This is a genomic window from Bacillus infantis (assembly GCF_020171945.1).
Classification (GTDB): Bacteria; Bacillota; Bacilli; order Bacillales; family Cytobacillaceae; genus Bacillus_AB; species Bacillus_AB infantis_A.
The window spans coordinates 77,532-90,379 of the sequence record NZ_JAIVAP010000017.1 but is presented as its reverse complement, the minus strand read 5'-3'; the positions used below and the strand labels follow the sequence as shown (position 1 = coordinate 90,379).

Sequence of the window (12,848 nt, the reverse complement as noted above, 5' to 3'; positions counted from 1 at the left end):
TGTTGTAGCTTTATTTTCTATACACTTTTTTAGGAAATTAGCTAATTTCTCTGTTCTTCATTATAGAAATAACCGATTTTTATTAGTGTCCATTTTTAAGGGGCTTGACCACTGTCACCCCTATATGAGTCACTCCCAATATTCACATAGTCCGTACAAATTTACTCCATCCTATTGTATGATTAGATTATAAATACTTTCGGCAGGCTGGTGGATGAATGGCTAAATATAAACAGGTTAAAGAAGAAATTCAATCTTGGATACGGGAAGGCAAAATCAAGCCTGATGAGAGAATCCAATCTGAACATGAGATGGCCGAGCGATTTGCTGTCAGCAGGCATACGATCAGGCAGGCTATGAGTGAACTGGTTCATGAGGGCTGGCTTTACAGGCACCAGGGGAGAGGGACCTTCTGTAAGGATCAGAGCGGAAAAAAAGGCCAGATTGACCGGACCATCGGCATTATAACCACATCTATTTCTGATTATATTTTTCCCTCCATCATTAGAGGCATAGAGTCATATTTAAGTGAAAAAGGATATAATCTGCTTCTCGCAAGTACAAATCATGATATCGAGCGGGAGCGGAAATGCCTCGAAAATATGCTCGGCAAAAAGCTGGACGGCCTTATTGTCGAGCCTACCAAAAGTGCTCTGCATAACCCGAACCTCAACACGTACTTGAATATTGAGAAAAACAAAATTCCATATGTTATGATCAATGCCTTTTACTCTGAGCTTCAGCCTGCAAGCATTACGGTTGATGATGAAAGAGGCGGTTTTATGGCCGCTGAGCATCTTATCCAGCTTGGACATAAGAAAATCAGCGGCATCTTCAAGGTCGATGATATGCAGGGGGTTAACAGGATGAAGGGATTCATGCGTGCGCACCGGCATTATAATATCCCCATCCATCCAGGTACAATTGTGACATATACTACAGAAGATAAAAATGCCAAACCGCAGGAAGCTGCCCGGCAGCTTTTAAAGGATAGGGAGCCGCCGACCGCTTTCTTTTGCTATAATGATCAGATTGCCTTGAATATCCTGGATGTGACAAGGGAGCAGTCATTAAGAGTCCCGGAAGATGTGTCGCTTGTCGGGTTTGATAACTCTCATCTGGCATCTGTTTCGGAAGTGAAATTCACCAGTTTGACTCATCCCCAAACTGAAATGGGGCGGCTGGCTGCCAGGATGGTTGTTGATTCGATTGAAAAAGGCGTCGATCTTGCAGTATCCGATCCGGTTGTATATGAGCCGGAACTAATTATCAGAAGTTCAACGGCTGAGTTAAAAAGAGTGTTTTAATCAATAACCTGTTCATCTTATGAACAGGTTTCTTTGTGCGTACAAGTATACTTTTATTCTAGCAATTAGAGTCTTAGAAGTTATTTTTTTGAGGTAATATTAAAAATTTTCTAAAAACACTGGTAAATTTGTACGTACAATTATATAATGATTTACAAACATTGGTCTAAGAGTGATTGGATGCTTGAGAGACTGAAAGAGGAATTGCTATATGCAAACCTGGGACTGCTTTTCATGAAAATGGTAGCGTTTACGCGGCAGAATGAGGACGGAAAGGCATTGCTGGCAGATTTTACGGAGGTGATACAGGATATTATAGAGCAGCAGGTCAAAGAACGTGAAGCTGTATCCACCAGAGAACATGAATCTTTGCCAGAGGCTCATATACTTGCTTTTCTAAAAAGCTGCAGGAAATGAAATGATCACCATTAAAAAAAGACGAATTCTCTGCAGCTAAGGGGATTAACTACTACCGATAGAACTTTTTTAGTATTTTGATAATTTTGTAAATTGATATTGCGGACGTATAGGGTTTTGATTATAATAATTGTACGTACAATTAAGGACCTTGAAAAACAAGAAGAAATGTTCATAATTTACGCTTGGAAAATTATTATCTATTTATGAATTTCTCTGTTGTACGCACAATGTTTGCCGCAAATGAAAGCGGTTGCTGATGGTTGGTTGTTTTTAATGCTGACTCTAAAGCCTTAAACGGCTTTGAGCATATTTAAGTTAAAGAAGAGAGGGGTCTTTTAGATGAAAAAGCTATTATCAGTTATGTTTCTGTTAATTCTTGTTTTCTCCATGTCTGCCTGCTCCAGCAGCGGTGCAGGAGGAGATGAAAAAGGTTTTGTCGGAATTGCAATGCCAACAAAATCCTCTGAGAGATGGGTAAGTGATGGCAAGTATATGAAGGATGAATTTGAGAAGCTTGGTTATAAGGTTGACCTGCAATATGCGGAAGATGTAGTGGAAAATCAGGTGTCCCAGATTGAGAATATGATTACAAAGGGCGTCAATATTCTTCTAATTGCTTCAATTGATGGTGAATCACTGACAAACGTTCTTGATAAAGCGGCTAAGCAGGATATCAGTGTAATCTCATATGACAGATTGATCAAAAAGACTGAACATGTAAGCTATTATGCAACCTTTGATAACTTCAAAGTAGGTGTGCTTCAGGGCACTTATATTGAAGATAAGCTTGGTTTGAAGGATGGGAAAGGGCCATTCAACATCGAATTGTTTGCCGGATCTCCGGATGATAATAACGCCTATTTCTTTTTTGATGGCGCTATGTCAGTTCTCCAGCCTTATATCGACTCCGGAAAGCTGGTTGTCAAAAGCGGCCAGACAGAATTTGAGCAGGCAGCCACTTTAAGATGGGACGGAGCGACAGCGCAGTCCAGAATGGATAATCTATTAAGCTCCAATTATTCAAGTGACAGAGTGGACGCTGTCCTGTCGCCATATGACGGCATCAGCATCGGAATCCTTTCTTCCTTGAAGGGCGTCGGCTACGGTGACGCAAGCCAGCCTCTGCCGGTTGTTACAGGGCAGGATGCAGAGCTTGCTTCTGTTAAATCCATCATTGCGGGAGAACAGACACAGACTGTTTTTAAAGATACACGCGAGCTTGCGAAGAAAGCCGTTGAAATGGCAGAGGCTGTCCTTGAGGGAGAAGAAGCAGAAGTAAATGACACTGAAACATATGACAACGGTGAAAAAGTTGTGCCTGCTTATCTCCTTGAACCAGTTTCTGTTGATCAGTCCAATTATAAAGAAGTACTGGTAGACAGCGGATATTATAAGGAAGACGAGCTTAAGTAATAACATGCAATGGATGATTCAGCGGGGCTGAATCATCCATTGCATTTGAAGGGAGCGGACGAAAGGATGCCAGAGTATATTTTGGAAATGAGGAATATCACAAAGGAATTTCCAGGTGTTAAAGCATTGGATCAGGTAAACCTTCAGGTGGCAGATGGGGAAATCCATGCCCTTTGCGGCGAGAACGGAGCCGGCAAGTCCACGCTTATGAAGGTGCTGAGCGGTGTATATCCGCACGGTACGTATACAGGAGACATTCTTTTTAAAGGAAATGTATGCGAATTTAAAGATATCAAGCAAAGTGAAAATAAAGGGATTGTCATCATTCACCAGGAGCTGGCGCTTATTCCGGAGCTTAGTATTGCGGAAAACATCTTCCTTGGGAATGAACAGGCCAGAAAGGGAATCATCAATTGGAATGAAACGACTGTCAAGACGCTTGAGCTTCTTCGGAAGGTTGGATTGTCCGAGTCCCCGCATGCACTGGTTTCAAATATCGGTGTCGGCAAACAGCAGCTTGTCGAGATAGCCAAGGCGCTTTCAAAAGAAGTGAAGCTGCTTATTCTTGATGAGCCTACCGCTGCCTTAAATGAAAGGGACAGCGAGAATCTGCTCACGCTTCTCCTGGAATTTAAGAAGCAGGGGATTTCCTCTATTATCATTTCCCATAAGCTGAACGAGGTAACAAGCATCTCCGACTCCATCACAATCCTCCGGGATGGACAGACGATTGAGACGCTGGATGTGAAAGAAAGCGGCATCTCAGAAGACCGGATCATCAAAGGCATGGTAGGCCGGGATTTAACGAACCGCTATCCTGCCCGTGAGCCGGAAATAGGGGAAGTCATGTTCGAAGTAAAGGATTGGGAGGTCTACCATCCCCTCCATGCTGAGCGCAAGGTTATTGATCAGGCAAGCCTTAATATAAGGCGGGGAGAAATCGTTGGGATTGCCGGGCTGATGGGAGCGGGCCGGACAGAGCTGGCCATGAGCATATTCGGAAAATCATATGGAAAAAACATCAGCGGCAGCCTATTTAAAGACGGCAAGGAAATCCAGCTTAAAGATATCTCCAGTGCCATCAAGAATGGCTTGGCATATGTAACTGAGGACCGGAAGAATTACGGCCTGGTTTTGATTGATGACATCAAATCAAATATATCCCTTGCGAGCCTGAAGAAAATCTCCAGGAACCTGGTCATCCAGGACCATGCGGAATATAAGGAGGCAGAGGGATTCCGGCGTAAAATGAATATCAAGACACCAAGCGTACTGCAGAAAACGAATAATCTAAGCGGGGGGAACCAGCAAAAAGTCGTCCTCAGTAAATGGATCTTTTCCGAGCCGGATATTCTGATCCTTGATGAACCTACAAGGGGAATCGATGTTGGAGCAAAATATGAGATATATATGATTATTAATCAGCTGGCAGCCGACGGAAAAGGCATCCTTCTTATATCCTCGGAGCTGCCTGAGCTGCTTGGCATGTGTGACCGCATCTATGTTATGAATGAAGGTCAAATCACAGGCGAGCTTGATAAAAGTGAAGCCAATCAGGAAAGTATCATGAGATATATGACAAAAGCAAGGGGGAAGAACGGTGAACACGAATACGCCACTCAATAATGAAGGGCCCAAGGTATTGGGAGCCGGATCATTAATCAAAAGCAATGTGAGGCAGTACGGAATGTTCTTTGCATTGGTGCTGATCATGCTTCTATTCCAGGTTCTGACGGACGGGATTCTTCTCAGGCCGCTGAATATTACCAATCTTATATTGCAGAACAGCTATATTCTAGTACTGGCCATTGGCATGGTGCTGGTTATCATTACTGGCCATATCGACTTGTCGGTAGGTTCCATAGCAGCCTTCGTCGGAGCCATTTCAGCCATTTTGATCATCGATATGAATGTCCCGACCTATCTTGCTGTTTTCCTTTCCTTGGTGCTTGGCGCCCTGATCGGTGCATGGCAGGGGTTTTGGATTGCCTATGTGAAGATACCGGCCTTCATCGTAACGCTGGCAGGCATGCTTCTTTTCAGGGGACTGACCATGCTCGTACTGAAAGGCCAATCGCTGGCACCATTCCCGGAATCCTTCCAGGCCATGAGCTCAGGCTTCATCCCGGATGTGATCGGGGGAGAAAATGCCGCTCTCCATATCTTTACTATGGTAATAGGGGCTGTATTGTCCATTGTATTTGTCCTTTTTGAGCTGAGAAACAGGAAAAACCAAATGAAGTATAGCTTTGAAATCTCGTCAAATGGACTTTTCTTCGCTAAACTGGCTGGTTTTGTCATTCTTATCAATGTATTTACATATGTCCTGGCTACATATGAAGGAGTGCCTACTATTCTGGTCATCTTATTCGCCCTTGTCCTTCTCTATTCTTTTATTATGAAAAAGACGGTGATTGGCCGGCATGTGTATGCGATCGGGGGCAATGAAAAAGCCGCAGGTTTATCCGGCATCAAAACGAAAAAGGTTACCTTCCTGGTATTTGTGAATATGGGCGTCCTTTCTGCCCTGTCAGGCCTCATCTTTGCAGCACGCCTGAATGCAGCAACGCCAAAAGCAGGAAACCTTTTTGAGCTTGATGCCATTGCAGCGTGTTTCATCGGGGGAGCATCCGCCTATGGAGGAATTGGAACAGTAGGCGGTGCGATTGTCGGAGGGCTTGTCATGGGCGTCATGAATAACGGGATGTCCATCCTCGGGCTTGGAATTGACTGGCAGCAGGCGATAAAAGGGCTCGTCCTCCTGGCTGCAGTCGCATTTGATATCTATAATAAAAATAAGGCGGCATAAAAAAATCTTGTTAAAAGAATAGGTTGGATGATAGCTTAGAAGCCGCTTGCGGTTTCTAAGCTATTTTTAATTAGTGCAGAAGAGATGGATGCCTGTCACCGAGTTCGACAAAGTTCGGGAGGTGCCTGTCACTCCTTCCCCCCTCTTCGACAAAATTCGGGAGGTGCCTGTCACCATTCAGTGTCACCACTTTAAAAAATGACTAAATTCTTCCACAAATCAGCCGATAAAACTAATAAGATAGAAATATTCAATAGGAAGGCTAGGGATGGTTTATGGGGAAGAGGAATGAGATTGGCAAGAAGATTGCACTTTATATGCTGAATGTGGTGATTCAGGCTTCGATTTCCGGGGTACTGATAATAGGCATTTATTCTTTGATTTTTCATGAAAAGTTCATCTCGGTAAATTCACTGGTGCTGCTGCTCCTGATTATCGTGGGCTTTGTTCTGTCTGGCTTTATCAACTTTGCATCCTATGCGAAGCCCTTTAACGAAATTCAGCGCTTTGTTGAGCGGGTTAGCCAGGGGGATCTTTCTAAGCCGGCAGATGTGAAAAACCTGGGTCCCCTCAGGAGCATCAGCGGGCCTCTTGAGTTGATGCGCAATGGACTGCAGGAATTGATTTCCAAAGTGAAAGAAACAGGCGGGGAAGTGTCACGTTCCTCTGGATCCCTGGAACAGCGGGTAGTTGATACAAATACAAGCCTGCAGGATATCAAATCCCAAATTGTGGCTTTTCAACAAACCGTCTTTCAACAGCTGCAGTCAACAAATGAGGTAGCAGTAACAATGGACGAAATGTCAGTCGGAGTCAGCAATACAGCTGAAACCTCAAGCCTTGTGAACCAGGCATCTGCAAAGACAGCGAATCTGGCAACATCCGGGAAAGAGCAGGTTTTGGATGCGGCTGAGAAAATGAATGGAATTGATCATAGTTTCAATTCACTGGAAGAGGCAATAAACAGCTTCCTTGATGGATCAAAGAAAATTGCTGTCATCATTAAGGAGATTTCTGATATCGCCGGGCAGACCAATCTCCTTGCCCTCAATGCCAGCATTGAAGCAGCGCGGGCAGGTGAGCATGGCAAAGGATTTGCCGTGGTGGCACAGGAAGTAGGCAACCTGGCCAGTCAGACCAATCAGTCGGCGGCTAATATTTCATCGATTATCCAGCAGATTGAAGCAGATGCAGATGCAACTGCAGCTGCAATGAAAAAGACCAATGAAGATGTAACCAGCGGTAAGCTGTCTATTGAGGAAGTAGTCAAATCCTTTGAGCATATCCTGGACTCTGTAGACGATGTGAATGGGCGGATCCAGGAGATTTCAGCTGTGAGTGAGCAGATGGCGGCCGGAAGCGAAGAGGTGGCGGCAAGTGTAGAAGATTTGTCCACTCAATTCCAGATGGTGAATAATCGTTTGCTTGACGTTGTAACAAATGTGGACGGGCAGACCGCCGACATGGAAACAGTGAAAGAGGAATCTAAAGGACTGAATAAGGTTGCCATCAATTTGGATGAGCTGCTCAAAAAATTTATTGTAAGTTAAATGAAATAAATAAAATAGCTTAGAAGCCGCTCCCGGTTTCTAAGCTATTTTTATGGTTTATTCATGATCTGTATGTTTAGAACGTTCGCTGATAATTTTCAATAGAAGGAATTTGTCCTGTGGGGATAGCATGGCCCAGCTTCCTGCTTTGATTTTCATTAGTACCACTCCTTGTGTTTTTTGATTGATAAAAAAACGAATTTTCTGCGGCAGCTAGATGAGTAAACCAACAATGTAACAGCAAGACCTTTTCTCTATAATATTTCCCTGATTTCTTATTATCTTTATACCGCCATTTATTGTAAATGAAACAAAAGAAATACTGACAAGAAACGACTCAATTCACGGGTCATTTTCTTATTTCCTGAGAAATATTTGTCTATTTGCCGGAGAGTATCCAATATTAAGGAGATTAGTGGGTAATAGCAATAAGGGTATGTCGAAAAGAAAAGATAAAAAACTTCCCGGCCGGGAAGTTTTTTTAGGTTTATGCTGATTATTCCTTCTGACCATGATTACTGATTACCTCTGTCAAGGTATCAGAGAAATCCGTGAACGCTCCTGTTATCCCCCAAGCCACCCCTTCTTCCATTTCATTCTGCTTATTAATCGTATAGGGGTGCACAAGCAGTCCGTTCTCCCGCGCCTTCTTTACATATTTTTCATCAATCATATTATAATTCGGACCGATGCCGGCTGCGTACTTCTGCACCCTTTTGATATCGTGGTCTGTCAGCACAGCCTTTTCTTTGTAGGAGATCAGCTGGATCAGAGGGATGCCAGGTTCTTCCCGGTGGATCCTTTTCAGGCTTTTGCTGCTGAAAGACTGGATGATTACCCGGGCATTGTCCTTTTTGCTGCCTATCAGCCCATACTCATCCAATAGCCTTAAGAGTTCTTCCTCCATTCCCGGATATAAATCAGGAGACTTGGTTTCGATATAATAGTTCACACTGCTTCCGAAATGCTGAAAGATTTCCTCTAAAGAAGGGACCTTCAGGCGGCTGTATGCAGGGTCTGCATAGCCGGGATGCTCGCGGTTGAACCAGGAACCTGCATCAAGCTGCTGCAGCTCCTCCAATGTAAAGGACTGGACGGCACCTGATTTATCCGTCGTGCGGTCAACCGTTTGGTCATGCATGGCGGCAAGCTTGCCGTCCTTCGTCATCTGCAGATCGATTTCAATATAATCTGCGCCAAGCTGAGCGGCCATTTCGTAGGAAGCAATCGTATGCTCCGGGGCATAGGCCGAGGCACCGCGGTGGCCGATGACAATAAAGCTGTCTGAGGGACCGGTGAGGTCTTCCTTTGATGAAGTGCATCCAGCTATGGAAAAGAGAAGTATAAATATGATTACAAACTTCATTGGCATGGACTGTCACCTGCTTAAAAAAGTCTTCATTGAATATAGCCAGTATAAACGGTTTTTCTTCTTTTTATAGCATAACGGCAAATCTGTGTTAAATAAACCCATGGGATTTGTAGGAATTAACTTAATATAAAAAATAGTTTGACAATTGTCCATTTATAAATGTAAGATATTACTAAGTTAATATTTTGTGATGGAGATGCGGGAGGCTCACATAGTTTGCTTAGGGGATTTTATCTAAGCATATTTGTGGCCTCTTTTTATTTGATGGGGAAGGAGGAATGGCTATAACGATATCCATATCGGCTTTGACCATTATTGAAAGGCTGTTTCTGGCTGCTCTTCTCGGAGGCCTGATAGGCTGGGAAAGAGATTTGAGAAACAAGCAGGCTGGATTTAAGACGCATCTGCTCGTTTCGGTAGGCTCTGCCTTAATGATGATTTTATCCATTTACGGTTTCAATGAGACGATTGACCATGTTAATGCCCGGTTCGACCCGGCGAGGCTTGCTCATGGTGTTATCAGCGGAATAGGATTCCTTGGGGCAGGGGCCATTTTGAAGCACTCCAATAATAGTGTATCCGGCATTACAACGGCGGCGACTCTGTGGGTGGTCGCGGCAATCGGGCTCAGTGTAGGAAGCGGCTTCTATCTTCCTGCCTACATAACCACAGGCATTGTTCTCTTGAATGTGTTTGTGCTGAGAAGCCTGGAGTTCAAATTCCTGAATCCTTATAAGTTCTTTGTCTTTACACTGACTGTTTCGGAAGAAGCAAAGGTGCTTGGGAAGCTGAATAAAGTGCTGAAAAATGAGAGCGCATTCATTGAGGCGATCACGATGGCAGACGAGTATTACTTCCTGGAAGAGGGCTATATATCCCTTGATATCAGAATCAAAATATCTTCCCGGAAAAATATTCTTTCATTATATGAAAAACTATGCAGTCTTGAGGGGGTAAAGCAGGTCCAGCTGGATCATAGTCCGCTGTCAGAAGATTTTCGCAAGCAGGATAAAAATGTAAGCGTTTAACTAACGGCATCAAGAAAGGAATGGAAAGATGAAAAAAGTCGAATTGATTAATGTATCCAAGTCTTATGATAAAAAGACGGATGTGATCACCAATATCAATGTCACAATTGAGCCTGGAGAATTCTTTGTGCTTGTCGGGCCATCCGGATGCGGGAAAAGTACGATGCTCCGTATGATTGCCGGGCTCGAGGAAATTACAGGAGGCGTTTTGGAAATCGGCGGGAAGGAAGCGAATCTGCTGCCGCCAAGCAAACGGGATATTTCAATGGTTTTCCAGAACTATGCCCTGTATCCGCACCTTTCGGTGGAAGAGAATATTATTTTTGGTCTGCATGTTAAAAAGGTGCCAAAGAATGAGCGGAAAAAGCGGTGTGAAGATGTGGCAGCTATGCTCGGTTTATCGGAATACCTGAAACGGAAGCCAAGGGAGCTTTCCGGAGGGCAGCGCCAGAGGGTGGCACTGGCAAGGGCGATTGTCAACCAGGCCCCGATTTGCCTGATGGATGAGCCGCTTTCCAATCTGGATGCGAAGCTCAGGGCCCATATGCGTTCCGAGATCAGGCAAATCCAGCGGCGTCTTGGAATCACCATGATTTATGTGACTCATGACCAGGTAGAGGCTATGACGATGGGGGACCGGATCATGATCCTCCATGACGGGAAGATCCAGCAGATCGGAAAGCCGATCGATATTTATAATAATCCCGCAAATCCATTTGTGGCAACCTTTATCGGATCTCCGCCAATGAATATCGCAGAAGGCAGAGTGTCAGGGGAGGCCGTCGCCCTCGGAGAAGATGCCAAGATAAATGTACCGGCAGCAGACCGTGGACTCCTGTCAGGGGATCGTGTCATTGTCGGCGTCCGCCCCGAGCACTTGAAGGCCGCTTCAAAGGAAACACCTGCAGAAGAAAAAGTACAGGTGGAAGTAATCAATGTTGAAGTGCTGGGCAATGAAACAATCTTCTCCTTCAAACTGGGGGGAAGCGAATGGTTGGCCAAGTGGAATGGCCAGTGGCGGATCCAGGTTGGCGATATTGTGCCGATTGCAATCAGCTATGACTCACTTTGTTTCTTTGACTATGAAACAAAGCAAATTATCAAAACACCGACAGATATTGAAAACCATGTGATTGAAAAAGAGGTGCTGCTATGAAGGCGGAAATCAGCAGCAATCCTGTCAGGAAAGCATCAGCCCCGGGCTTGAAGCCTGGCTTATGGAAACGGTCCCTGAATGCGCGTACTGCCCTTTTATATCTTTTTCCTTCCATTTTGCTGTTTTCAGTCTTTATTTTTTATCCAATGTTCAGGACGATTTATTTAAGCTTCTTTTTAACAGACCAGCACGGGGCGGCGTCCCTTTTTGTCGGGATGGAGAACTATGCTTATCTGCTGGAGTCCGAGGCATTCCGAAATAGTGTGAAAGCTACAATTCTGTTCGTGTTATACACGGTTCCGGCCGGGATCATCATCTCTTTATTCCTGGCTTTGATTGCAAACGAGAAGCTGCGGGGCATCGGTTTTTTCCGGACGATCTATTCATCGACGATGGGGATATCGGTAGCGGCATCATCAGTGGTATGGCTTTTCCTGTTCCATCCAAGCGTCGGTATGTTCAACCGGCTCTTAAGCGTACTTCATCTTCCGCAGGTACAGTGGCTTTTGGATCCGGATTGGGCATTGATTTCCGTGGCCATCTCGACCATCTGGCTGAATACCGGATTTTCTTTTCTCATCCTTTTGGGAGGCCTCCAGAATATCGATGAATACTTATACGAGAGTGCCAAGATTGATGGGGCTGGCTACTGGTATCAGCTTCGCAGGATTACGATACCAATGCTGTCGCCGACATTGTTCTTTATCATCACCATCTCGCTGATCAATGCTTTCCAGACATTCGGGCAGGTTGACATTTTAACAAAAGGCGGGCCGTCACAGGCGACCAACCTGATTGTGTATTCCATTTATAGAGAAGCATTTATCAACTATCAATTCGGGACAGCAAGCGCACAGGCAGTCTTCCTGTTCATATGCATCCTGATTGTCACCATCCTGCAATTCAAGCTCGGAGAAAAGAAGGTGCATTATCAATGAGCATGAGTATGCCGAGAAAAATACTATTGTATATCCTGCTGGTTCTGGCGGCCTTTCTGCTGTTTTTCCCAGTCCTTTACGCATTCATGATCAGCTTTATGACTGGCGGAGAGATCATGCAGGGCAAATTCTTTCCGAAGGCCTTTCACTTTGACAATTATGTAAAAGTATTTGAGCGGCTTCCGCTCATGAAATATCTGATCAATAGTTTTGTCGTGTCATTCAGTGTCATGCTCGGCCAGCTGGTGGTCTGCAGCATGGCGGCATATGCGTTTGTGTTCATTCCTTTCAAAGGAAGAGACTTTATCTTTTTCCTGTTCATTTCAACCATGATGATTCCTTGGGAAGCGACCATGATCCCGAATTTCTTTACGATTCAGAAGCTTGATTGGATCAATACTTACCAGGGGATGACAATGCCGTTCTTTGCACTGGCATTTGGCACTTTTCTGCTGCGGCAGCATTTTAAAACCATCCCGAAGGAGCTCCATGAGGCTTCACAGGTTGCAGGGCTCAGCAGATTTGCCTTCTTCTGGAGGGTCATCCTGCCGGTTTCCAAAACCAGCCTTGTCACTCTTGGGGCGTATGGATTTTTGACAACCTGGAATATGTATCTATGGCCGCTTCTCGTGACAACCAATGACCAGGTAAGGACGGTCCAGATCGGGCTCAAGCAGCTCCAATCGCAGGAAGTGGCAACAGAATGGGGAGTCGTGATGGCTGGTGTCATTGTCGTCATCATCCCAACATTGATGCTCTTGTTCCTGGGGCAGAAGCAGCTTCAGAAAGGGCTGACCCAGGGAGCACTGAAATAGTGTTTTACTGCCGGCGGCATGCACAGCAGGCTTATCCGGC

11 protein-coding genes are annotated in these 12,848 nt (G+C 44.8%); 10 read left to right on the top strand and 1 reads right to left on the bottom strand.

Annotated features, from left to right (window positions below; translation table 11 throughout):
• Positions 1–218: 218 nt before the first annotated feature.
• The 6 genes from LCM00_RS19280 (at position 219) to LCM00_RS19255 (ending at position 7,499) form a co-directional block, all read left to right on the top strand.
• Positions 219–1,307: a GntR family transcriptional regulator gene (locus tag LCM00_RS19280; RefSeq protein ID WP_224905123.1), complete on the top strand. Its 1,089-nt coding sequence runs from the start codon at positions 219–221 to the stop codon at positions 1,305–1,307.
• A gap of 147 nt (positions 1,308–1,454) precedes the next feature.
• Positions 1,455–1,724 (top strand): hypothetical protein, encoded by a 270-nt coding sequence (locus LCM00_RS19275; RefSeq protein WP_224905120.1) that lies wholly within the window; start codon positions 1,455–1,457, stop codon positions 1,722–1,724.
• A gap of 342 nt (positions 1,725–2,066) precedes the next feature.
• A complete protein-coding gene (gene chvE / locus LCM00_RS19270) occupies positions 2,067–3,140 on the top strand; it encodes a multiple monosaccharide ABC transporter substrate-binding protein (protein ID WP_224905118.1) in 1,074 nt (357 codons plus the stop codon).
• Positions 3,141–3,206: 66 nt separating this feature from the next.
• Positions 3,207–4,766: a multiple monosaccharide ABC transporter ATP-binding protein gene (gene mmsA / locus LCM00_RS19265; RefSeq protein ID WP_224905135.1), complete on the top strand. Its 1,560-nt coding sequence runs from the start codon at positions 3,207–3,209 to the stop codon at positions 4,764–4,766.
• Positions 4,767–4,827: 61 nt separating this feature from the next.
• Positions 4,828–5,949, top strand: coding sequence for a multiple monosaccharide ABC transporter permease (mmsB, locus tag LCM00_RS19260; RefSeq protein ID WP_224905133.1), 1,122 nt, complete (start codon positions 4,828–4,830; stop codon positions 5,947–5,949).
• Between the two features lie 275 nt (positions 5,950–6,224).
• Positions 6,225–7,499 (top strand): methyl-accepting chemotaxis protein, encoded by a 1,275-nt coding sequence (locus LCM00_RS19255; RefSeq protein WP_224905116.1) that lies wholly within the window; start codon positions 6,225–6,227, stop codon positions 7,497–7,499.
• Positions 7,500–7,995: 496 nt separating this feature from the next.
• Here LCM00_RS19255 and LCM00_RS19250 read toward each other — a convergent pair whose 3' ends face one another.
• A complete protein-coding gene (locus LCM00_RS19250; RefSeq protein ID WP_224905114.1) occupies positions 7,996–8,865 on the bottom strand; it encodes a glycerophosphodiester phosphodiesterase in 870 nt (289 codons plus the stop codon).
• Between the two features lie 284 nt (positions 8,866–9,149).
• Between LCM00_RS19250 and LCM00_RS19245 the strand changes: the two genes are divergently transcribed.
• Genes LCM00_RS19245 through LCM00_RS19230 form a run of 4 tightly spaced genes read left to right on the top strand, consistent with a single transcriptional unit; the run spans position 9,150 to position 12,808 of the window.
• Complete coding sequence (locus LCM00_RS19245) at positions 9,150–9,899, top strand: MgtC/SapB family protein (RefSeq protein ID WP_224905112.1); 750 nt, start codon at positions 9,150–9,152, stop codon at positions 9,897–9,899.
• Between the two features lie 28 nt (positions 9,900–9,927).
• Positions 9,928–11,055: an ABC transporter ATP-binding protein gene (locus tag LCM00_RS19240; RefSeq protein ID WP_224905110.1), complete on the top strand. Its 1,128-nt coding sequence runs from the start codon at positions 9,928–9,930 to the stop codon at positions 11,053–11,055.
• Positions 11,052–11,993: a carbohydrate ABC transporter permease gene (locus LCM00_RS19235; protein WP_224905108.1), complete on the top strand. Its 942-nt coding sequence runs from the start codon at positions 11,052–11,054 to the stop codon at positions 11,991–11,993. The genes LCM00_RS19240 and LCM00_RS19235 overlap by 4 nt, the downstream gene beginning before the upstream one ends.
• A 2-nt stretch (positions 11,994–11,995) precedes the next feature.
• Entirely contained in the window at positions 11,996–12,808 is an 813-nt protein-coding gene (locus LCM00_RS19230) for a carbohydrate ABC transporter permease (RefSeq protein WP_129613396.1), read from the top strand.
• Positions 12,809–12,848: the final 40 nt, after the last annotated feature.